A 21,380-nucleotide genomic window follows, 5' to 3' on the forward strand; every position below is an offset into this window, starting at 1 on the left:
CCTGTTAGGCCAATTTTGGACTTACACGCTCCTTCGCCGCCTTGTTTGCTGCCTGTAAGACCAGTTTCGGCCTTACAGACTTACAAGTTACCTCCTACCTTCCACTTTCCGCCCCTGTTAGGCCAATTTTGGACTTACACGCTCCTTCGCCGCCTTGTTTGCTGCCTGTAAGGCCAGTTTCGGCCTTACAAACTTGCAAGTTACCTCCCACCTTCCACTTTCCGCCCCTGTTAGGCCAATTTTGGACTTACACGCTCCTTCGCCGCCTTGTTTGCTGCCTGTAAGGCCAGTTTCGGCCTTATGGCTTGAAAGATCCCCTCTCAGTGCATGAATGCTGGCGCTACTTCGCCCTCATTTGGTTTTTTTGAGCCTGATTTCCTCCCGCTCCACGATCCTCAAAACAAAAACAGCAGCCCCAATAGAGCTGCTGCCGACTGTCGAATCGAATCGCACGGGATTCGGATTAGATTTTGTTCCAGGACGTAATTTCGCTGATTGGCAGACGGGAAGTCGGACGTCCTTCAACTGCCGCTTTGCCGATCGGCAAAATAATAGTTGGCGCAAGATGTGCCGGAATGTTGAAAAACTGCTTCAGCTTCTCTCGGTCATACCCGCCCATTGGCACTGTGTCATATCCTTTTGCTTTCGCAATGAGCATAATTTGCATTGCCACAAGACCCGAGTCGAATACGGCAACTTCATGCAGTCTTTCTTTCGGCAATGAGGAATAGAGTTTAACGGAGTTTTCTGTAAATTGCTTCGCAAATTCAGCAGCCATGTAACCGGCGTCTACCGCCAATTGGTTAATGTGCTCTGATTTTTTGTACATTTCCAAATCGCCCAGAATAACGATTACTGCGGAGGAGTCGACAACTTGCTGTTGATTGTTAGCGATTGGCAGCAGCTGTTTTTTCAATTCTTGATCGGTAACGACCAGAAAACGCCACGATTGCGTGTTCGAAGACGATGGAGCTTTTGTTGCCAGCTCCAAAATTTCTTGAATTTCTTCTTGCGGAATTTTAAAGTTTGGATCGTAGTGACGCACGGAGCGGCGATCTTTCAGCACGCTGTAAAAATCAGTGTTTGCCTGCGCTTGTGTTTGAGTTTGTGTTGTCATTATGGAATCCCTCCAAAATTGTTTTTGTTCTATCTGTGCAATAATACGCTCAGTTATAAGTAAAAAAAGACATGTACTGAGTTAAATTCCACACAGTTTAAATCGCGAAAATACTGTAATTGATTTAATCACAGTATAGTGCGCAAATTGGTCAATGTCAATCGGGATTGTCAGCCTATTTTTCCGTCAATAAATTCTAGGCATCTAGGCGTACCGTCCCTTTATAGCTGCTGGCTTTTAAGCGCGCAAATTTTTTCAGCGAGCTGTTTGATCGTTACTTGCTGAAGCACTTCTATCGTTTTGCGCTCCACCTCATCGGTAATTTCCACAAAGGCTTGCTTCATTTCTTGCCCAAAATCATGCATTCCCGTCGTATTCAGCATTCCGCTGGAAAGCGGTTCGCCAACCTTAAGCGCCAAATAAACATCGGCAAGCGTTATCGCTTCCGGCCCTCTGCTCAGCCGATATCCGCCGTCTCGGCCTTCCCTCGTTTCGAGCAAATTCGCTTTAGCAAGCTTCGCCAGCACGCGCCGCAGCATCGTTGCTTCCGATTTCAGAGCGCCAGCGAGCTCCGAACTAGGGCATGCGGATGATTTACGCGCCAGAATGACCATCGCCTGCAGCGAAAGACCGAACCATTTATGATTCGGGGAACCGCTGCATTTGTCGATTTTCTCAAGCTGCATATAGGATTCCTCCCCTTCCCGTGTAGGATACTAGAGGTTCGCTGTCAATTTTAATCATTATAAAGGGCTTACCTTGTAACAGGCAAGCCCTTTACTTTCCTTAGTTTCCGCTTTGTTTGCGCATTGTCAGGCCGACGCGCCCTTTTTTCAAATCGACGTTCAGCACCCATACGGTAACGGTGTCGCCGACCGAAACGACGTCCATCGGATGTTTAACGAACTTATCGCTCATTTGTGAAATATGGACGAGACCGTCGTTCTTAATGCCAATATCAATAAACGCGCCAAAATCGATCACGTTGCGAACTGTGCCCTGAAGCTCCATGCCCGGCGTCAAATCCTCGATATTAAGCACATCGGTATGGAAAATCGGGGCTGGCAGTTCCTCGCGCGGATCGCGTCCCGGACGCAGCAAACTGTCAACGATGTCTTTGAGCGTCGGAATGCCGACGCCAAGCGCCGGGGCGAGCGCGGCAGCGTCGACTGTGCCAAGCTTCTCTTTGAACTCATCTGCGCCGATCTGCTTCGCCTTCAAGCCGAGCTCACCCAGCAGCTTATCGACAACGTCGTAGGATTCCGGGTGGATCGGCGTACGATCAAGCGGATTGGCAGCCTCGGGAATGCGAAGAAAGCCGATGCATTGCTCGTACGACTTCGCTCCAAGACGCGGCACCTTCTGCAATTGTCCGCGCTTGGTAAAACGTCCGTTTTCCTCGCGGTATTTCACAATGTTGCGGGCAATCGTCGCATTGATGCCTGCAACATAGGACAGCAACGATGCGGATGCCGTATTGACGTCTACGCCGACATGGTTTACCGCCGACTCGACAACGCCGCCCAAGCTTTCATCAAGCCGCTTCTGGCTGACATCATGCTGGTATTGACCGACGCCGATCGCTTTCGGTTCAATCTTAACAAGCTCAGCAAGCGGATCTTGCAGCCTGCGCGCAATCGAAACAGCGCTTCGCTCAGCGACGTCGAGCGAAGGAAACTCTTCAGCGGCCAGCTTAGAGGCCGAGTAGACGCTGGCGCCCGCTTCAGAAACGATAATGTATTTCAGATCGGCGCCCGCTGCGCCTGCTGATTTACGCTTGCCGATCAGCGAGGCGATAAACTGCTCGGTCTCGCGCGACGCCGTTCCGTTGCCGATGACGATCAGCTCGACCTTGTATTTGTCGATCAGACCATTAATGAGCATCTCTGCTTCCTTCACCTTATTGTTCGGAGGCGTCGGATACGATACGGCAACTTCCAGCAGCTTGCCCGTATCGTCAATAACGGCGAGCTTGCAGCCTGTCCGATAAGCGGGATCGACGCCAAGCACAATATTGCCGCGAATTGGCGGCTGCAGCAGCAGATTACGAAGATTTTCCGAAAAAATCGAAATGGCATGCTCTTCAGCCTTCTCTGTCAGCTCGCCGCGCACTTCGCGCTCGATCGACGGGGCAATGAGCCTTTTATACGCATCCTCAATCACAGCTATAAGAACGGCCTTAACGGCATCCGCCGTATACTGGCGCAACGTGCGGCGCTGCACATAGTCGTGGATGCGGTCAGTCTGCACTTGAAACGACACACGCAAAATATCTTCGCGCTCGCCGCGGTTAATCGCAAGCACGCGATGCGGAGGCAGCTTACGGACGGGCTCCTCATAGCTGTAGTACATTTCGTAAACCGATTCGGCTTCCTTGTCTTTCGCTTCGGTTTTGACCAGCGCATTGTCAAACGTATGCTTGCGTACCCATGCGCGAATAGCCGCATCGTCGGCGATGTTCTCCGCAAGGATGTCCATTGCGCCCTGAAGCGCATCCTCTGCCGCAGCTACTCCTTTATCCGCGTCGATGTAACGCTTCGCTTCGGTTAGCGGCTCGCCTTGCTTCGGCTGCGACCAGATCCAGTTCGCGAGCGGCTCGAGTCCGCGCTCCTTCGCGACGCTGGCACGCGTTTTTCTCTTTTGCCGGTATGGCCGGTACAAATCCTCGACCTCTTGCAGCTTAGAGGACGACTCAATTGCCGAGCGAAGCTCGTCCGACAGCTTGCCCTGCTCGTCGATCAGCCTTATAACCTCGCGTTTGCGCTCTTCCAGGTTGCGCAAATATTGCAACCGCTCTTCAATCGAGCGAAGCTCGTTCTCATCCAACTCCCCGGTCATTTCCTTCCGGTAACGAGCAATAAACGGAATGGTGTTGCCTTCATCCAGCAGCGCAACCGCTGCTTTCACCTTTGTCAACGGAATGGACAGCGCTGACGCCATCGTTTTTATAATGAAATCATTCTCAGCGGCAATCTGCTCCGGCGTTCGCGCCGTTTTGCCCGTTTCCGTTGCAATCTCGCTTTGCACAGCTTTCGTCCCTGCCAAAATCGTTGCACCGCCCTCTTCGTTCAACTATGCGTAATAATCGCATTACTTCGTGTACGGATTGTTCGCTTTCTCGAAGCCGATTGTCGTCTTCGGCCCATGCCCCGAATAAACGGTTACGTCGTCAGGCAGCTTGAACAGCTTCGTTCGAATCGAATCATATAAATCCCGCTCTCTTCCGCCCGGAAGATCGGTACGGCCGACCGACATGCGGAACAGCACATCGCCGGAGAACAAGTCGCTGCCGTGCAGGAAGCTTACGCTGCCCGGCGAATGGCCAGGCGTGTGCATAACCCGGAAAGATAAGCCAAGAAGCTCAAGCTTCATGCCTTCATCCAGCGCGTATTCGGCCGGCCCTGTCGAAAGCGGCGGCGTCGCTTCCGGCCACCGCGTCGAACCGTTCTTCTTCGGATCGGTGAGCCAATCGGCCTCAAAATCATGAACATATACCGGACAGCCTGCCGCTTTCCGGACTTCCTCCACGCCGCCCATATGGTCGAAATGGGCATGCGTCAGCAATATCGCCTCAATATGAACGTCCGCGATCCGGTCGAGCAGCCGTTTCGGATTCATGCCCGGATCGATAATAATCCCTTTTTCCTTGCCGTTCTCGTCTTTAACCGTAAGCAAATAAGCATTGGTCTGCAGCGGTCCGAGCACAAATGTTTCAATACGCATGTGGCAACCTACTCCTATCCGTTAGAGCGATTCGATCAAAGCCCGCAGTTCCTTAATAATCAATGACTGGTATTCCGTACCTTCACCGTAACGGCGCATAATTTCTTTCCGCGTTTCAGCAAGATTGTCCTGATAATCAGCCGCTTCGCGATCCGGATTCGCTTTCTTGAACGCTATCATCGGCTCTTGCACATACGCCGGACGCGGCCCCCATGTGCCAAGCACCTCTCCTGCTTCATTCGAGAAAATGACAACCGGAACCGAACGTCCGCCCATCGTCAGAAATTGGTCCATCGTATCGAGATGCTCTTCCATAATGAGCACTCCAGGCTGAATGCCAGCCGCTTCCAGCGCTTTGAACACGACTGGAATATTGCGTACAACGTCGCCGCACCAATCGGCCATCAAAATATTTACGCGCAAGTCGCTCCGCGACTGTAACGACTCAAAAAAGTCGCGATCGGTTTCATCCGCCCATGCGAATTTCTCGGACCAGCCTAGAAAGTTTTCTTTATTTTTCGTCATTCCGTCGATAAACTGCTGCGGGCTAATGCCTTTGTTTTGTTTTTCAGCGATGCTTTTACTCATAACGTTCATCCTTTCTTTTCTAAAACATTATAATAATTATACCGATTTGCCGCGTGAACGCACAAATTTGAAAATGACATAAACAATCAGCAGCGCCAGCGCAATTAGGATGGCCGGCTGTACATACTGGCCGGCTTTCTCGTCAATCGTCTCCCACTGGTCGCCTAGCTTCATTCCCAAATAAACGAACAATAGCGACCACGGCAGAGAAGCAAGCGCGGTCAGCGTTGTGAAAAGCAAAAACGGCATTTTGGCCATGCCTGCCGGAATCGAAATGACTTGGCGCATAATCGGCACGAAACGGGCGGTAAAAACGATGCCGGAGCCGTACTTGTTGAACCATTTTTCAGCAAGGTCCACATGTTTTGGTTTTATTTTAATATACTTGCCGTATTTCTCGACGAGAGGACGACCGCCGAATCTGCCGATTGCGTATAAAATCCAGTTTTGCCCGACTGCTCCCAGCGTACCGAAAATAACGGCGCCTATGTAAGAAATTTTGTCTTCAGATACTAAGTAACCGCCGTAGCCAAGCACGATCTCGCTTGGGATGACCTCAATCATAAGCCCGATCAAAATGCCAAAGTAGCCGAGGCTCTCGATCCAAAGCAGCAACTCATGCAGTACGTTCGAAATCCAATCCATCAATTCGTCCATCCGCCTCTCTATCAAATGTTTCCCGCCTGTATTCTACCATATCCGCAGACATCCAGCTATCGCCGGGAAGTCATGCCTAGACAAGCAATCGCATAGACTAGCCTTACACCGCTCAAGGGACTTACTCAAAATAAATGGAGGCGAATACAATGCCGAAGGTATGGATCTTCCAAAAAAGACATGCGCAATGGCTGATCGTTGCCGCATTCGCATTAGTCGCGGCAGCGGCCTTAATCAGATGGGACGCTTCTCGCACCGCAGGAGCGTTGCCTGCCGAAGCAAGAACGATAGAGCTCGTTACCGTAGAGTTCAAAACGTCGATGTCCGGGGGCAAGGAACAGGAGTTGTATCGGTGGGATCCAGGCAATATTTCGGTACAAAAAGGTGAAACGATAGAGCTGTGCCTTAATGGCTTTCAAGGCAAAAGCCATCCGTTCGTCATCGAAGGGCTCGGCATAAAGGGCGAGGTTAAAAAAGGCGAAACGACGGTCGTCCGCTTCACCGCCGATCGTGTCGGCACCTATCCCATTATATGCTTGTCCCATACCGATATGCGTCACAGCGGACCGATGATCGGGTATATCGTTGTGCACGATTAGGCAGCTGTGACCTCCCTCCTCTCCCTCGCATACATATGGAATAGAGAGGAGTCGGTTCATTATGAAGCCAAATGCCCAAAAACACGCCTCCGCCCTGCCAACCGCACGAAAAATCCGCCGCGCTTGCAGCAACGAGCTGTACCGTACCGCAAAACGGCTGAAGCTGTGGGTGCCGAAGGATAAAATGGAGCAAGCAGAAGCCTTATATTACAAAAAAGTCATTCTGAATTTGAATTATATTTCCGAGAATGAAAGCAACCGCAAAGTACTATCCGACTGGTGGGACGAAAATGTCAGCGAAGAAATCGCCGAGCTGTGGGCCGTCGATCCGACTAGTCTGCGTCAGGCATTTCGTGAAGCATTCGGCGGGTGAGTTTGACGAGCAAACTGCGCAAGCCTGATAGACAGCAGGTCGGTTAGACCCGCAATCTGCGCAAGCGAATGTTCTTACGATCGCGGTTGCAGCCGGATTCCCTCAATGAATGAAACAAGGTCGGAATCCGGCTGCAAAGGCGAACGCTATCGCTTCTCCAGAATCATTCGCTTGCTCCGCTTGTCGTCAAACAATAATATGGAAAGAAAAGACCGTTCGCTGCAAAAACAGCTTCACTGACACGGCCCCTAATAATTAAAAAAGGTGAGCAGATAGAAAATCCGCTCACCTTTTTCGTTGTTCTTTTTTTCCAAAAATTTGAAAGTGCTGTCCGGCAACGGAGCAGACGAATGATTCTGAAGAAGCGTCAGCGTGCGCCTTGCTCGTCGGATTCCAACCTATAACAATTGTTCAGGGAATCCGTAAAAGCACAGCGCTCGTAAGAACATTCGCCTGCGCAGTTGCCTTGTCACAGTACATTATGCTAGCTGCGGTTTTCTTCCTTCAATCGATCCACCGATACGGTCTGCGTGTTGAGCGGATTAGAGCCCACCTGTACGGTTGCCATGCCGTTCGCCTCGTCCACGTTCTCGATCCAGACCGAATGCTCATCGTCAAGCTGTACGCCGATAATCTGCTTGGAGTCGTAAATTTGCTTTGCGCGTGTCGTGTCCATCGTTCGCTTCCTCCATTCATTCCTTTGAGACAGCTGCCGCTTATTGTTCTATTCCAACGCTGTCAGGATTTTGACGCTCCAAATCCATCGTATCGGTTGTCGAATCCTCAATCAGCCCGTTATGCATCGTTACTTGGCCGCCGCCAAGACCCTCATTCACCATCCGGTCAATGTCCATAAAATAATCGTCGCGTCCTTCATTGCAGTTGTCGCCATTGCAATCGGTCCGCTTATTTGGATTAGCCAAATGCAATCCCTCCTCCCGTCGAAAATGCGCTCCAGCAAAATATACCCTTGGCGATTGGTTTTCATTCATTGAGGCAACACTAATAACAATCAAAGTGGTGTCAAGTTCTGATATGAGGAGAGGATAAAAGTATGCATACCGTTTGGAAAGGCGCAATCAGTTTCGGTCTCGTGCATGTCCCCGTCAAAATGTTCTCGGCAACCGAGGACAAAGATATTTCGCTCAGAATGCTCCATAAAACTTGCGGCAGTCCGATCAATTATATTCGGCGCTGTCCGAACTGCGATGTTGAAACGGACTGGGACGATATTGTGAAAGGCTATGAATACGATAAAGGCCGATTTGTGCTGTTTGAAAAAGAAGAGCTCGAGCAGCTTGCGGGGGAAAAGTCGCGCACCATTCAAATCCTCGATTTTGTAGCGCTGGAGGAAATCGATCCGATTTATTTCCAGAAAACGTACTACTTGTCTCCCGATCAGGCAGGCGGCAACGCTTATCATCTGCTGCTCAAAGCGATGTCCGATTCCGGCCGAATCGGCATTGCCAAAGTATCAATCCGCTCGAAAAGCAGCTTGGCCGCTATTCGCGTCATCGACAATTGCCTCGCAATGGAGACGATCTATTACCCTGATGAAATCCGCTCCATTTCGCAAGTGCCCGGGCTGCCGGAAGCCGTCAACGTCAACGAGAAAGAGCTGACGATGGCCAAGCTGCTGATCGAACAGCTTTCAACTCCATTCGAGCCGGAAAAATACAGCGACGACTATCGCGACAATATGATTGAGCTCATCAACCGGAAAGTAGCCGGGGAAGATATCCGCGTTGCACCGCAGCAGGAGCAAACGAATGTGATCGATTTGATGGCTGCGCTGCAAGCAAGCCTCGAAGCGGCGAAGCTGCCGCCAAAAGGGGCAGGCCTCGATACCGGCGCTGCAGCCAAACCTGCTGCAACTGCAGATGGCGACATTCCGCAAGCCGGAATTGCCGATGCAGCAGCCGAGAGCGGGGGCGAGACAGCTTTGCCGAAGCCGCGAAAGCCTCGCTCGCCGGCAAAATCCAAAGCGCCTAAGGAGACCGTGTCCTAATGGCTATACATCTTAAAGCGGAGCACATTAAGCAGCAGCAGCTTAATGATGAACAATCTGCATCGCTCCCGCTTCCTCTATCAATAGGCGAGCCAATGGCGCCCATTTCAACCGATCAGCTCCCAGTTCATCCGGACTGGGGCTTTCAATTGAAATGGGACGGCGTTCGCATTCTGGCAAGTCTGGCCGAAAACGGCGAAGTTCAACTTTTCTCTCGCAAGCTGCTGCGTAAAAACAATGTCTATCCGGAAATCGTGAGAACATTGTCCGTGCATGCCGCAAAGCTCGGCCAATGTCTGCTTGACGGCGAAGTTGTCTACTGGGATGGAACAAAACCGAACTTTCAAAAGGTGCTTCAGCGCGAACGGATTGGCGGCAACGGTTCGGCTAAAACCGCCGCTATAGCTTCTTCAACAGAGGGTGAGAACCAAGGCAAACTGCTTTATATCGTCTTTGATTTGCTGCAGGACGGCGATGCCGATCTGCGTTCGCTGCCCTTCATTGACCGGCACGAGCGATTGCACGAAAAGCTTGGCCCGCTTCAATCCGACAAATTGCTGACAACGGAGCTTTACGACGATCCTGTCGCATTATGGCAATGGGTCGAGGAGCGGCAATGGGAGGGCATCGTCGGAAAGCGTCTGTCCAGCCCCTATCGGGAAGGCAAAAAACATCGCGATTGGCTGAAGAAAAAAACAGCGTTGCTGCTGGATGTCGGCATTGTCGGCGTCAAACGGCGCGAAGGCCGCGCCGCAAGTCTCGTGATGGCCGATCCGGAAAGCGGCCATTTTATCGGCAGCGTCTCGCTTGGACTGGACGAGGCGATGCGGGATGCGCTCGGCCAAATGCTGCAGCTTTACCGCAGCGATGCTCCGTCATGGCCAATGCCTTTCGCCAGCCTGCCCGCCGAGCTCAAGGGCGAGGATGTGGTATGGCTGCCGTCCCCGATGGCCTGCCGAGTCACCGGTCTGGAAATGACATCGGCAGGCTTGCTGCGCCATCCGAAGCTCGTTTCCTTCGGTGCCCGGGAAGGAACCAGCAGCCGAAATGGAGCGCAGCCATGAAAACAGCCGCCAAATCCGCAGCAGCCGTACTTTCCGTTCATGGCGAACAAATAACGGTAACAAACCCGGCAAAGCCGCTTTGGCCCGAAGACGGCATTACGAAGCTGATCTATCTGGAAAAGCTCGCATTGCTCTCTCCCTACTTAATCAAGCATTGCAAAAACCGCTATTTAACGACGATTCGATATCCGCACGGCATCGGCGACAAATCTTTTTATCAGAAAAATTGTCCGACACCGAAGCCCGATTTCGTTCATACCGCCGAACATGGCGGCATTCATTACGTGCATCTGGACTCGCTGCCCGCGCTGTTATGGCTTGGCAATCTCGCCTGCCTCGAATATCATGCTTCCTTCGACCAAATCGGCAATCCCGATTATGCTGCCGAATGGGTGCTCGATCTGGATCCAACGCTTCAGGATGAGCCGCGCATCATGGAGGCGGCTTCGATTGTCGGCCAGCTTCTGAAATCGCTCGGCATCGCTTCGGTTCCCAAAACGTCAGGTGCAACGGGCATACAAATAATCGTACCGCTAGCGCAGCCTCGCTCTTTCGACGAGCTTCGGCAGCTCGGCCAATTTATCGGCGACTATTTATCCCGCTCCCATCCGCAGCTATTTACAGTCGAGCGGCTGACTAAAAACCGCGGCGACCTGATCTATGTCGATTACCTGCAGCATTACAGCGGCAAGACAATCGCCGCCCCTTATACGCCGAGAGCGCGCAAGGGCGCGCCTGTCTCCACCCCGCTCACTTGGGACGAGGTTAACAGCGGCCGTTGGCAGCCTGCGGATTTCCACTTGCTCAATATTATTGAGCGTCTGCAGACGCATGGCGACCTGCTCGACAGCGCACCGCCGCAGCAGCTCGATCAAGTGCTTGCCTTCATTGCATCTGCGAAGCCATAAATAAGGAGCTGCCCCATTATCATATGAATGACTTATGGGACAGCCCCTTATATTTCATAGTAATGGCGACAGCAGATGTGCCGCCGCTTCGGCCAGCTTTTGCCTTTTAGACCGGCTTCGGAAGCTTTCGAGATGAAGCTCGGTGCTGTCGCGCAAATCCTGCTCGAAATCGCGTTCCAGCCTGGCGATCGTCTGTTCATCGAACAACAGCGCATTTTGCTCGAAGTTGCTATGAAAGCTTCGCATATCCATATTAGCGGTGCCGACCGACGCTAGCATATGGTCGATCAGCATCACCTTAGCATGAATAAACCCCTTCTGATAGCGATATACCTTTACTCCGGACGCAAGAAGCGGTTCAACGTAGGACAACGTCGCCCACAGCACGAGCTGCGTATCGGCGACGCCGGGAATAATCAGCCTGACATCAATGCCGCTGCGAGCGGCGACGCAAAGTGCGGTCAACAGACTGCTGTCGGGTATGAAATACGGCGTTGTCATATAAATCCGCGATTGAGCAGCCGTTGCCGCCGCAAACATCGTCTCCAAAATCGGCGCGCCGTTGCGGTCGGGACCGCTTGATACGATAAGCACAGCCTCTTGACGCATCGCTTTGCGATGCTCTGGCATATAACGTCTGCATGGCAGCCTCTCTCCTGCTGTAAATGCCCAGTCTTTTAGAAACAACTCCTGCAGCCAATAGACGGAATCGCCTTCAAGCTGCAATTGCGTATCCCGCCAGAAGCCGAGCTTTTTGTTTTTACCCAAATATTCGTTGCCGATATTCATCCCGCCGACAAAGCTGATCTCCCCGTCTATCACTGCAATTTTGCTATGATTGCGATTATTGAACAACAGCCCCGCAACCGCTCTTCGAGGTTTTAAAAAACATTGCGTCTGCACGCCTGCCGCCTCAAGCTCCGCAACATACTTCTTGTTTAAACGGATACTGCCAATACCGTCATATAATACCCGAACTTCAACGCCTTGGCGTGCTTTCGCCGTCAACTCGGAAAGAAATCGCTGTCCGATTCCATCGTCACGAATGGTATAGAAATCGAGATGAATGTGATGCTTGGCGCTGCCGATCGCATCGAGCACCGCTTCGAAAAAGTCGTGTCCGTTGGTCAGCACCTTTGTCCGATTGCGCAGCGTAATTTGCCGATTCTGATCCGCAGTCAACAGCTGAAAAAGCTTGCTGTCGCAAGCTAATTGGGCATTGCCGCTATCGCCCGCAACGTTTGCGCACAATGAAGCGCCGCTTGCTTCGCGAAACATTTGCCGTTCATAGTCCCATTGCCTTTCATCTCTGCCGGCTCCCGAGCGTCCGAGCAGCAGCCGGGCCGCAAATCCGATGTACGGAAACAGCAGCACAAGGAGCAGCCAAGCGGCGAGCTTCTCCGGACGACGGCGCTCCAGCACGATAACTGCCGCAAGCTGAATCATGTAACCGATAAGTACGACGGCTCCAGCAACAAGCCATCCTGTCATAGCTGCACCTCATTTAATTTACCCCTGTGTCTGGCAATGGAAATGCTTCTAGTGTAGCCCGGATGCCGGATTACGATACGCAAGCGCGCGAACACTGCTCACTTTGCCAAACAATGCCGCAGCGCTTCCCGCCAATGTCTAAGCGGCGTCAGTCCGTTGGCGGCAATAGCCGTCTGTCCCATTACCGAGTAGAGCGGCCGCGGCGCGGGACGAGGGAACTCAGCGGTTGTGCAAGGATCGATGCGCACGGACGCATCGCCGCTTTCTTCAAAAATCGCTTTGGCAAAATCGTACCAAGAGCATGCCCCGGCATTCGCGGCATGATAAATGCCGTACCTTTCTGTTTGCACGAGCTCTAGCAAAAAGACAGCCAGATCACGCGTATATGTCGGTGAGCCGATCTGATCGGCGACGACCTGTAACCGTTCGCGCTCGGCGCCCAGTTTCAGCATCGTCTTTACAAAATTCGTGCCGTATTTGCCGTATACCCAAGAAGTTCTTACTATAAAATAACGTTCCAGAAGCGACTCGACCTGTCTCTCTCCGGCAAGCTTTGAACGGCCGTACACCGTCTGCGGATTAGTCCGGTCGGTCTCGCGGTATGGCGAGGAGCCCTGGCCGTCAAATACGTAATCGGTGCTGATATAGCAAAACTTAGCTCCAACTTCCTTCGCCGCAGCCGCTGTGTTGCGCGTGCCGGCCTCATTGACGAGAAAAGCTGCAGCCGGATCGGATTCCGCTTGATCGACAGCCGTATAGGCAGCGCAATGAATAACGATATCGGGACGATGCTGCGCCAGCAGCTGCCGGCACATGACAGCATCCGTAATATCGAGCTCTTTTCTCCCGAAGCCGATCATTTCCGCCGTTGCCAGCCCGGATTTCCCAAGCTCCGTCAATTCACGTCCAAGCTGGCCTTCCGCCCCCGTCACGACGATTTTCAGCTTATGCCCGCCGCCTGTCACTCCGCTTCACCTGTAAGGCCGTCCATATGCGCCCGATTGTAATGCCTGTATGCTCCCGATGCTACCTGCTCCAGCCAATCGTAATTGTCGACATACCATTGAATCGTCTGTTTAATGCCCGTCTCGTAATTATGGTTCGGCTGCCAGCCGAGCTTGCTGCGAATTTTGCTTGCGTCAATAGCGTATCGGCGGTCATGGCCTTGCCTGTCTTTGACATGTTGAATAAGCGTTGCAGGCTTGCCGAGCGTCTCCAATATCGTGCCTACCACCTGCAAATTGCTTCGCTCGTTATTGCCGCCGATATTGTATACCTCGCCGTTTTCCCCTTTATGGAGCACAAGATCGATCGCGCTGCAATGATCTTCGACATAGAGCCAATCGCGCACATTCAATCCGTCGCCGTAAACCGGGAGCGGGCTGCCCGCAAGCGCATTGCGAATCATAAGCGGAATGAGCTTTTCCGGGAATTGATAAGGGCCGTAGTTGTTGGAGCAGCGCGTAATGACGACCGGCAGTCCGAAGGTTTCATAATAGGCCCTTGCCATAAGATCCGCGCCCGCTTTGCTTGCCGAGTATGGACTGTTTGGAGCAAGCGGCGTTTCTTCCGTAAACAGTCCGTCTGCACCAAGCGTGCCGTACACTTCGTCCGTCGATACTTGCACAAACTTCGCAACCCCGTATTGTCTGGCGAGCTCAAGCAGCGTCTGCGTTCCCGCAACATTGGTCCGGACGAACAAATCCGGCTGCGAGATGCTCCGGTCGACATGCGATTCGGCGGCAAAATGAATGACGGCGTCTATTCCGTCTGCAAAAAACGGCTCAAGCGCAGCCCGATTGCCAATATCGGCTTTAACAAACGAGTAGCCGGGATATTGCTCAACCGAGCGTAAATTGCCTAAGTTGCCCGCATAAGTGAGCAAATCGACGTTAATGAACGAGTAATCGGGATATTTTCCAATCATATAATGAATAAAATTGCTGCCTATAAATCCGGCTCCGCCGGTAACAAGTAGTTTCACTTCACATTAGTCCTCTCGCAAGCTAGTACTTATATTTTTAAAATACGAAGTTGATTTCCGCATCCGCCAGAAGCGGATGTTTCGCGTCTTTAATCGAAGTGATCGGATTCGAAGTCGGCCAGTCGATCGCCAGCGCCGGGTCGTTCCAAGCGATGCCGCGGTCATGCTCAAAGGAATACAGCTGATCGACCTTATATTGCACCTCGCAATGAGGGACAAGCGTACAAAACCCATGCGCGAACCCTTGCGGCACGAGCAGCTGTTTTTTATTCTCTGCGCTTAGAATAAAGCCTTCCCATTGCCCGAATGTTTTGGAGCTGATTCTGAGATCAACGACAACATCATAAATTTCGCCGGCCGTCACGCGCACCAGCTTGGTTTGCGCTTTCGGCTCCAGTTGGTAGTGAAGCCCGCGAATGACTCCCGCTTCCGCAGAGTAGGAATGGTTGTCTTGAATAAACCGATTCGCAATCCCCTTCTCCGTTGCTTCTATTTCATTATAGCTTTCCATAAAAAAGCCGCGGCGGTCGATATACACGACCGGCTCAAGCAGCTTTACGCCCAAAAGTTTAGTCTCCGTTACTTTCATACCGCCCTCCTAAAAGTTGTCGAAGCAAGCTTGCTTCGAAAGCATTCACTTAAAGTTTGCTTCTCAAGCATCTCCAATTGTATATGTATATTCCAGCAGAGACGCCGTTTCTTAGGTTATTCCTGATTTTGTTCATTTGCCCTCTCATTTTTTTAATGGCATGTTTCGGCCTATCCAAGAATAAATAGCATTAGAACGTTCTGAAACCATTTTTGTAATTGGAATGATATCTTTGACCGGAAGGAGAACGACTATTGAAGCGAACAGCTAGAGCCAGATGGTCGTTTGTGCTGCTGCGCGGCGCCGACAAAACCGTCAGGCAGTTTCAATTTTCTAAACGGTCCGTTGTTGCGGCGCCTGCGGCTGCCGTGCTTGCCGTTTCCGGATGCATTGCGGGTGTGCAGCTGAAATCGCAATTGAAGATCAACCATTTAGAGGACCAGCTGTCGGAGCAAAGCAGCCAACTCTCGCAAAATACAGCCAAGAAGGAAGAAGCGATTGCCGCTTTGCAGCGGGAAATAAACCGCCTTTCCAATCAATCGAAGGAACTGGCAGCAAAAGCTAACGATCTGCAAGCGTTGGAAACGAAACTGCAGCAGTTTATCGAGAAATACGGCGCATTGACTTCCTCCGCCGATCCGGCAGGCGCGCTTGGAAAGTCTTCTGCCGACCTTAAAGTGAAAGCATTGTCTGCTTCTTCGGACGGTGACGGCTACACCGCCTCTCCCTCGCCGGAAATGAAGCTGATGGCCGCTTTGGCAAACGGCTCCTCGCTTGATCTGGAGGCATTGAATGAAATGGTTGATGCGATGGAGCAGACGATGGCCCACTCGTTCCGATTAGCCCAGCAGAGGCAAGCTGAGCTGGACGCAATCCCTTCAGGCTGGCCGACAACTTCGCGCACGATGACATCCGGCTTCGGCTACCGCAAGGACCCTTTTACCGGAAAAGCCATTTTCCATGCAGGCATCGATATTGCCGGAGAATCGGGCGATCCTGTCTTCAGCGCCGCCAATGGCGAGGTTATCGAAAGCGGGTATAGCAGCTCCGAAGGCAATTATGTTGTCGTCGACCATGGCAACGGGCTTTGCAGCGTCTACATGCACCTGAAGCAAATCGAAGCGCGTGAAGGCGAAACCGTTGTGCGAGGCGAAAAAATCGGCTTGCTTGGCTCAACGGGCCGAAGCACGGGACCTCATCTCCACTTTCAAATCATGCAAAGCGATAAGGCAGTCAATCCGCTGCCATACTTAAAACTTGCGAAGTGACAAGCAGAAACGGCAAAACAAATGCACGTAAGGAGGATCATATGGCGATGTTCAAAGACAATAAGCGTTTTTCCGCAACCGACACGCTGATCGGTCAAGGCACGCAAATGGAGGGCAAGCTCATTTGCGAGGCAAACCTGCGGATTGAAGGTGAATTCAGCGGAGATATTGAATGTCTCGGCGATGTCATTATTGGTGAAAGCGGCGTCGCCCGTTCTACCATTCACGCCAAAGAGATTACGATAGCCGGCAAAGTTTTCGGCGACATCGTCGCCAAAGGCCGGCTGACGGTCACGGCTACCGGTCAAATTACCGGCAGCGTAACCGCGCAATCGCTTATCATTCACGACGGCGGCTTAATGAACGGCAGCTGTCATATGGAGCGCAGCCAGGACATCCGGACGAGACCGCTTTCCGAGACGGACGGCGGGATGCAGCAGTCGAAGGATTCCGCCAGCCGCGAGAAGGATAAAGCGCGTCAAGCCGGGTGACCGCCGGACATTGAAGAGCACGCGAATAAGGGGCAGCCCGAAGTCGATTCGACTTTTGAGGCTGCCCCTTTTTAATGGCGCAATTTTCGATCTACGCAGCGATGTCCCGCTTATTGAACACATACCATGTCAACGCGATGAAAATGACGTAGTAAACCGCAAGCACGCTGAGCGAATATCCAAGCGTCATCCCTTCCCTAAACGGCGTCTCGTTCAAATATTGAACAAGATCGAGATGGATGAACAATAAATAATCGACCCATGTATAGTCGAGCATGGCAATAAGCCCAATAAAAGTGTTGATGATCAAAATGATAAACAGCGCGATGCCGATCGCAAGCGCCCCGCTGCGAAACACCGCCGATATCATAAAGGCAAGCGTTGTAGATACGACGAGTGAAATAAACTTGTACGCGTAATACTTCAAGAAATAAAAGGCTGCCGTGCCTTTATAGAACGGAGCGATCGCATCTGCCGCCGCGCTGCTGTCATAGCCGAACAATAAGGCGTTTAACGCGATGACAAACAAGTAGATCAACACGGTCTGGAACAAGGCAAACAAAAGTACCGAAATATATTTCGACAATAAAATGTGGGTACGTGTCCAAGGGCGGATAACCAGCAGCTTAATTGTCCCCGCAGTAAATTCATCGGCAACGCTGCCCGCCGCAATGACAGTCGTAAATACGGTAATAAGCATAAACGAAGCAATGGACTCGGGCTGGACGAGCTCCCACATCGAGAACGGACGAGCGCTAGTCCATTTGGTTACTATTGAAATGCAGGCAATAATGAGAAGCAAGATCCCGATCATAACCCAGGCCCGCGGACGCCGGTATATTTTCATATTTTCGTTCTGGACGAGCAGTGCGAAATTATACAATTTTCTCGCCTCCCGTCATTTCCAAAAATTGATCCTCAAGCGATTTACTCTGGGCAAGAATGCCATATACGCGAACGCCGCCGCGCACAAGCGCCTCATTGAGCTTCGCAATACTTTCGCGATCGCCTTCGATCTTTATTTTCCCCTCATCCGCGCCGTCTTCCCGTTTAACAGACATGCCCAGACTGCCGGCAATCGCCATCGCTTCGTCGATCTTGTCCACTTCGAACAGCACGCTTGCGGTTCCATTCCGCTCTCCGCCTTCCTGAATATTCCACACGTCGATTAACTTTCCGTTCTGAATAATCGCCACGCGGTCGCACATAAGTTCCATCTCCGACAGCAAATGGCTGGAGACGAACACGGCAATCCCCTCTTCCCTTGCCAACTGCCGCAAATAATCGCGCAGCTCGCGGATGCCCGCCGGATCGAGGCCGTTCGTCGGCTCGTCAAGCAGGAGCAGCTTCGGCTTGTGCAATATCGCTTGAGCGACGCCAAGCCGCTGTCTCATGCCGAGCGAATATGTTCTTACCTTATCGTGGATGCGTGCCTCAAGGCCGACCAGCTTAATAACGTCATCGATTCGATCTTTCTTTATGCCGGGAATCATCCTCGCAAAATGAATGAGGTTTTGATACCCGCTCAAATATTTGTACATTTCCGGGTTCTCGACGATCGCGCCTACGTTGCGAATCGCTTTGCGGTATTGCTTAGTAATGCTGTACCCGCCTATTTTGATTTCCCCGGCAGTAAGCGACATCAGTCCGACCATCATGCGAATCGTTGTTGTTTTTCCGGACCCGTTCGGCCCGAGAAAGCCAAACACCTCTCCAGCGGGCAATTCTAGCGACAATCGGTCGATGATCGTTTTGCGTCCAATCCGTTTCGTAACGTCTTGCAGTTGTACGATAGCTTCCAAAAACAATCAGCCCCCCTAGCTGCAGCCTGTTTTTTTCCATTATAGCGGATCATGCTTTTAAGAAGCAAAAAGGCTCCCCCCCGACCGAAATCGGCATGAAGGAGCTCTCGTGCATAATCCTGATCAGATCAGAAGATTAGATTGCCAGAGTAATGTCCTGCTGCGCGGAATTCGGCTGCTTGCCGTTGCATTCCACACAGCATCCCAGCGGATAGACAACTCGGAAAAATCCGGTGCGAAAAAGGTCATATGCCTGCTTGCTCGGCACCATCTTGTCGCAGCCTACACAATAAAATTGCTCTTCTTCTTCTTTCTCCATTCCGATCACTCGCTCTCTTAAAGATGCTACAGCTTGCTGTCCGCTTCGCCGGCGCTCATTTGCTCTTTCAGCAAGTTATGAATCCGTTCTTTTTCTTCATTGCCTACGATGTAATACCAAACCCGGTTTATCGTCGCGCCCGAGCCTTTGATTTCGACCGTGTCGATGCTTTCGAGATCGGTTCTATAGTCGGCTATAAACGTCTTCATTTCGTCGAACGTAATATTCGTTCTTACGCTGCCTCCTAATTGATCAAGCAGCTTTTCGATTTGGGTAAAGCTGTTGTATGTAAGCGCGTTTTTCAACACCTGCTTCACGATCTCCCGCTGGCGGGCATTTCGGCCGAAATCGCCTCTTGGGTCGTCATAGCGCATTCGAGAGTAGAGCAGCGCTTCATTGCCGTTCAGCTTCAGCGGCCCTTTATCAAATTGATGGCCTTCGTAAAAAAAGGCGAACGGATTTTCAACCTCAACGCCGCCAATCAGATCAATAAGCTGGGCGAAGCCTTCCATATTGACCCGAATGTAATAATCGATCGGAAAATCGAGAAAATGCTCTACTGTGGACTTCGACATCTCTGCTCCGCCAAAGGCGTAAGCGTGATTGATTTTATCCAACGTGCCGTGTCCGATAATTTCGGTCCGGGTATCGCGAGGAATGTTAAACATCAGAATCGATTTTTTTGCCGGATTGACCGCCATCACAATAAGAGTATCGGATCGCCCCGCGTCTTCGCCGCGCTCGTCAACCCCCATCGCCAGCACAGTAAAAGGATGCTTCTCGTCAATCAGCTGCTCTGCAGCAGCCGGACGCGTCTCCTTGACCTCCGGGTCCTTGCTCACGTAGGCGGCTGACGTCTGAATCGGTTCATAGATTTGAGCGGCGGTTTGCTTAATCGAATGATAGAGATGCCAAGTGTATACGGCGGCGCCAAGTCCGATGGCAGCAATGACCGAGCCCGATACAACCAGCGTTCTTTTCACCCATCGCTTCACCGTCATCGACTCCTTAGCTTACGGTACAGCTGATGGATCTTATGTTGATTCGGGCTCTGACGAAGCATTTCCTGATTGAGTAATTTGATCAATATAGGCTTCATCCTATTGGGCGGATTGAAAGCTATACCGTATTCATACTGATTATCCCGTTGCTCGCGCCAGACGACATGTCCGCGAAGCTCTAGCGAAACTTCGCCTAACGCGAGTTTAAATTCAACCAAATAGCTGGACTGAACTGGCAGTTTTAATCCGGATAGAAACCGCAGCCCCTCTTGGCTAATATTGAGCAAGAGCACGGTTGCCTTATTCCGTGTGAGCAGCAGCCCTTGATCGTCAAGAAGCCGCAGCTCCGCTTTAATTCCTTGAGTGAGCCGCATCCGGATATGCGACCTTAACTCATCACGATTCGTTTCCATCGTCCACCTCATGTTCAAGAAAAACCGTAGCTGCGTTTAAAAACAAGCGCTTCGGTTAATCCTATCATCAGATACGTTTTGTATCTGTTATACGATCAAGGTTACGATACATTCTGTAACATGTCAACGAAATTTTAAAAAACTCGTTTATTTTGCGACATTTTGTTTCAGATTAATGCTTTTTTAACATTTCCGTATTAATATAGGTGTAGCAGAAATCGGTGATTTTAGGAGGACAATATATGAACATCGGAAACCGAATTGCTCAGTTAAGAGATGAGAAACGTTGGACACAGGAGCAAACCGCGGCTAAACTCGGCATCTCTCGGGCAGCGCTTTCTCACTATGAGAAAAACCGCAGAGAGCCCGACAGCGAGACGCTAGCAAAGTTTGCTGACCTGTATCAAGTTTCTATCGATTATTTGGTTGGCAGATCGTTGAATCCGCAAGCGGCGTTAAGCGAAGACGTGCGTAGTTTTGTGGATCATCTTGAACTGTCGGATGAAGAAATTTTAGAGAAATATAGTTTGAGTGTTGACGGACGCAAACTTACTGCGGAAGAAACGAGACGTTTTATCGCCTTTGTGCGTGCCGAAAGGATGATGAACTAATAGTTCATAGGAATGGGATTGATCAGTTCAGTCGGCCATTTTTCTTGTGGAATATCTAGCTGGGTAAGAATATCTCTAATGCTTAGCTCGATACGTTGCTCATCTTGACTAACCGTTCTCTCCCTATCTACCATCTTATCCGACTCCTATTTAATTATTTCGCAGCAATAATGATATTATACCTAACGGTCAGCTTTAGATACTGTCGGATGGTGAACTCGTCTTTCTTCTATTTTAATAACTATTTGTCGAATAGTTCCCGCTAGGTATCGAGTCAGGGCGTATTTTATACTACTCTCTGTAACATCTTTATATGCCGAGCTTGTTTCAAATATGACTGGGCTATTCATATAATATATAGGGGCGTCCCGCTG

General features: G+C 51.1%; 26 protein-coding genes. 8 read left to right on the forward strand and 18 right to left on the reverse strand.

The window, feature by feature from the left end:
• Nucleotides 1-463: 463 nt before the first annotated feature.
• The 6 genes from GOM71_RS17025 to uptA form a co-directional block, all read right to left on the reverse strand.
• The gene (locus tag GOM71_RS17025) at nucleotides 464-1,117 is read right to left on the reverse strand and encodes a nitroreductase family protein (RefSeq protein ID WP_156283189.1); all 654 of its coding nucleotides are present in this window, start codon (nucleotides 1,115-1,117) and stop codon (nucleotides 464-466) included.
• A gap of 221 nt (nucleotides 1,118-1,338) precedes the next feature.
• Entirely contained in the window at nucleotides 1,339-1,803 is a 465-nt protein-coding gene (locus GOM71_RS17030; protein ID WP_156283191.1) for an RrF2 family transcriptional regulator, read from the reverse strand.
• Between the two features lie 100 nt (nucleotides 1,804-1,903).
• Nucleotides 1,904-4,162 (reverse strand): Tex family protein, encoded by a 2,259-nt coding sequence (locus GOM71_RS17035; protein ID WP_301539639.1) that lies wholly within the window; start codon nucleotides 4,160-4,162, stop codon nucleotides 1,904-1,906.
• 45 nt (nucleotides 4,163-4,207) lie between these two features.
• Entirely contained in the window at nucleotides 4,208-4,840 is a 633-nt protein-coding gene (locus tag GOM71_RS17040) for an MBL fold metallo-hydrolase (RefSeq protein ID WP_156283193.1), read from the reverse strand.
• Nucleotides 4,841-4,861: 21 nt separating this feature from the next.
• Nucleotides 4,862-5,428 (reverse strand): thioredoxin family protein, encoded by a 567-nt coding sequence (locus GOM71_RS17045; RefSeq protein WP_156283195.1) that lies wholly within the window; start codon nucleotides 5,426-5,428, stop codon nucleotides 4,862-4,864.
• Between the two features lie 36 nt (nucleotides 5,429-5,464).
• Nucleotides 5,465-6,073 (reverse strand): undecaprenyl phosphate transporter UptA, encoded by a 609-nt coding sequence (uptA, locus tag GOM71_RS17050; RefSeq protein ID WP_156283253.1) that lies wholly within the window; start codon nucleotides 6,071-6,073, stop codon nucleotides 5,465-5,467.
• Nucleotides 6,074-6,234: 161 nt separating this feature from the next.
• Here uptA and GOM71_RS17055 point away from each other — a divergent pair, with 161 nt between their 5' ends.
• Together GOM71_RS17055 and GOM71_RS17060 are read left to right on the forward strand one after the other, a co-directional pair.
• Nucleotides 6,235-6,684, forward strand: coding sequence for a cupredoxin domain-containing protein (locus GOM71_RS17055; RefSeq protein ID WP_156283197.1), 450 nt, complete (start codon nucleotides 6,235-6,237; stop codon nucleotides 6,682-6,684).
• 61 nt (nucleotides 6,685-6,745) lie between these two features.
• Complete coding sequence (locus GOM71_RS17060; protein WP_156283199.1) at nucleotides 6,746-7,057, forward strand: dehydrogenase; 312 nt, start codon at nucleotides 6,746-6,748, stop codon at nucleotides 7,055-7,057.
• A 484-nt stretch (nucleotides 7,058-7,541) separates the two neighbouring features.
• Here the strand turns inward: GOM71_RS17060 and GOM71_RS17065 are convergent, their stop codons facing one another.
• On the reverse strand, nucleotides 7,542-7,733 hold the full coding sequence (locus GOM71_RS17065) for an H-type small acid-soluble spore protein (RefSeq protein WP_156283201.1): 192 nt from the start codon (nucleotides 7,731-7,733) through the stop codon (nucleotides 7,542-7,544).
• 40 nt (nucleotides 7,734-7,773) lie between these two features.
• On the reverse strand, nucleotides 7,774-7,980 hold the full coding sequence (locus GOM71_RS17070; RefSeq protein WP_156283203.1) for a hypothetical protein: 207 nt from the start codon (nucleotides 7,978-7,980) through the stop codon (nucleotides 7,774-7,776).
• Nucleotides 7,981-8,111: 131 nt separating this feature from the next.
• On the opposite strand from GOM71_RS17070, the gene ku reads away from it, so the two are divergent.
• Genes ku through ligD form a run of 3 tightly spaced genes read left to right on the forward strand, consistent with a single transcriptional unit; the run spans nucleotide 8,112 to nucleotide 11,037 of the window.
• Complete coding sequence (gene ku, locus GOM71_RS17075) at nucleotides 8,112-9,065, forward strand: non-homologous end joining protein Ku (RefSeq protein ID WP_156283205.1); 954 nt, start codon at nucleotides 8,112-8,114, stop codon at nucleotides 9,063-9,065.
• The gene (locus GOM71_RS17080) at nucleotides 9,065-10,129 is read left to right on the forward strand and encodes an ATP-dependent DNA ligase (RefSeq protein ID WP_156283207.1); all 1,065 of its coding nucleotides are present in this window, start codon (nucleotides 9,065-9,067) and stop codon (nucleotides 10,127-10,129) included. Before ku ends, GOM71_RS17080 begins: the two co-directional genes overlap by 1 nt.
• Nucleotides 10,126-11,037 carry a non-homologous end-joining DNA ligase gene (gene ligD / locus GOM71_RS17085; RefSeq protein WP_156283209.1) on the forward strand — a complete coding sequence of 304 codons (912 nt, stop codon included), beginning with the start codon at nucleotides 10,126-10,128 and terminating at the stop codon, nucleotides 11,035-11,037. Before GOM71_RS17080 ends, ligD begins: the two co-directional genes overlap by 4 nt.
• A 54-nt stretch (nucleotides 11,038-11,091) precedes the next feature.
• On the opposite strand, the gene cls is transcribed toward ligD, so the two are convergent.
• The 4 genes from cls to rfbC all read right to left on the reverse strand — a co-directional run bounded on the left by cls (nucleotide 11,092) and on the right by rfbC (nucleotide 15,101).
• Nucleotides 11,092-12,528, reverse strand: a complete 1,437-nt coding sequence (cls, locus tag GOM71_RS17090; RefSeq protein ID WP_156283211.1) for a cardiolipin synthase — start codon at nucleotides 12,526-12,528, stop codon at nucleotides 11,092-11,094.
• A 98-nt stretch (nucleotides 12,529-12,626) separates the two neighbouring features.
• Nucleotides 12,627-13,472: a dTDP-4-dehydrorhamnose reductase gene (gene rfbD, locus GOM71_RS17095; RefSeq protein WP_156283255.1), complete on the reverse strand. Its 846-nt coding sequence runs from the start codon at nucleotides 13,470-13,472 to the stop codon at nucleotides 12,627-12,629.
• 17 nt (nucleotides 13,473-13,489) lie between these two features.
• Nucleotides 13,490-14,512 carry a dTDP-glucose 4,6-dehydratase gene (rfbB, locus tag GOM71_RS17100; RefSeq protein ID WP_367649666.1) on the reverse strand — a complete coding sequence of 341 codons (1,023 nt, stop codon included), beginning with the start codon at nucleotides 14,510-14,512 and terminating at the stop codon, nucleotides 13,490-13,492.
• A gap of 37 nt (nucleotides 14,513-14,549) precedes the next feature.
• Entirely contained in the window at nucleotides 14,550-15,101 is a 552-nt protein-coding gene (rfbC, locus tag GOM71_RS17105) for a dTDP-4-dehydrorhamnose 3,5-epimerase (RefSeq protein ID WP_156283213.1), read from the reverse strand.
• Nucleotides 15,102-15,355: 254 nt separating this feature from the next.
• Between rfbC and GOM71_RS17110 the strand changes: the two genes are divergently transcribed.
• Both GOM71_RS17110 and GOM71_RS17115 read left to right on the forward strand, forming a co-directional pair.
• Nucleotides 15,356-16,369: a M23 family metallopeptidase gene (locus tag GOM71_RS17110; RefSeq protein ID WP_156283215.1), complete on the forward strand. Its 1,014-nt coding sequence runs from the start codon at nucleotides 15,356-15,358 to the stop codon at nucleotides 16,367-16,369.
• A gap of 47 nt (nucleotides 16,370-16,416) precedes the next feature.
• Nucleotides 16,417-16,860 (forward strand): bactofilin family protein, encoded by a 444-nt coding sequence (locus GOM71_RS17115; protein ID WP_156283217.1) that lies wholly within the window; start codon nucleotides 16,417-16,419, stop codon nucleotides 16,858-16,860.
• Between the two features lie 91 nt (nucleotides 16,861-16,951).
• Here the strand turns inward: GOM71_RS17115 and GOM71_RS17120 are convergent, their stop codons facing one another.
• The 5 genes from GOM71_RS17120 to GOM71_RS17140 all read right to left on the reverse strand — a co-directional run bounded on the left by GOM71_RS17120 (nucleotide 16,952) and on the right by GOM71_RS17140 (nucleotide 20,395).
• The gene (locus GOM71_RS17120) at nucleotides 16,952-17,743 is read right to left on the reverse strand and encodes an ABC transporter permease (protein WP_156283219.1); all 792 of its coding nucleotides are present in this window, start codon (nucleotides 17,741-17,743) and stop codon (nucleotides 16,952-16,954) included.
• Nucleotides 17,736-18,668 carry an ABC transporter ATP-binding protein gene (locus tag GOM71_RS17125; RefSeq protein WP_156283221.1) on the reverse strand — a complete coding sequence of 311 codons (933 nt, stop codon included), beginning with the start codon at nucleotides 18,666-18,668 and terminating at the stop codon, nucleotides 17,736-17,738. The genes GOM71_RS17120 and GOM71_RS17125 overlap by 8 nt, the downstream gene beginning before the upstream one ends.
• 130 nt (nucleotides 18,669-18,798) lie before the next feature.
• The gene (locus tag GOM71_RS17130; RefSeq protein ID WP_216651766.1) at nucleotides 18,799-18,990 is read right to left on the reverse strand and encodes a hypothetical protein; all 192 of its coding nucleotides are present in this window, start codon (nucleotides 18,988-18,990) and stop codon (nucleotides 18,799-18,801) included.
• Between the two features lie 17 nt (nucleotides 18,991-19,007).
• Nucleotides 19,008-19,976 carry an LCP family glycopolymer transferase gene (locus tag GOM71_RS17135; RefSeq protein ID WP_367649667.1) on the reverse strand — a complete coding sequence of 323 codons (969 nt, stop codon included), beginning with the start codon at nucleotides 19,974-19,976 and terminating at the stop codon, nucleotides 19,008-19,010.
• Nucleotides 19,977-19,978: 2 nt separating this feature from the next.
• The gene (locus GOM71_RS17140; RefSeq protein ID WP_173275749.1) at nucleotides 19,979-20,395 is read right to left on the reverse strand and encodes a PilZ domain-containing protein; all 417 of its coding nucleotides are present in this window, start codon (nucleotides 20,393-20,395) and stop codon (nucleotides 19,979-19,981) included.
• Nucleotides 20,396-20,637: 242 nt separating this feature from the next.
• Here GOM71_RS17140 and GOM71_RS17145 point away from each other — a divergent pair, with 242 nt between their 5' ends.
• Nucleotides 20,638-21,006 carry a helix-turn-helix domain-containing protein gene (locus GOM71_RS17145; RefSeq protein ID WP_156283229.1) on the forward strand — a complete coding sequence of 123 codons (369 nt, stop codon included), beginning with the start codon at nucleotides 20,638-20,640 and terminating at the stop codon, nucleotides 21,004-21,006.
• On the opposite strand, the gene GOM71_RS17150 is transcribed toward GOM71_RS17145, so the two are convergent.
• Nucleotides 21,003-21,140, reverse strand: a complete 138-nt coding sequence (locus GOM71_RS17150) for a hypothetical protein (protein WP_156283231.1) — start codon at nucleotides 21,138-21,140, stop codon at nucleotides 21,003-21,005. The two genes, GOM71_RS17145 and GOM71_RS17150, sit on opposite strands and share 4 nt — an antisense overlap.
• Nucleotides 21,141-21,380 lie beyond the last annotated feature (240 nt).

This window comes from Paenibacillus sp. NEAU-GSW1, from assembly GCF_009737085.1.
Taxonomy (GTDB): Bacteria; Bacillota; Bacilli; order Paenibacillales; family Paenibacillaceae; genus Pristimantibacillus.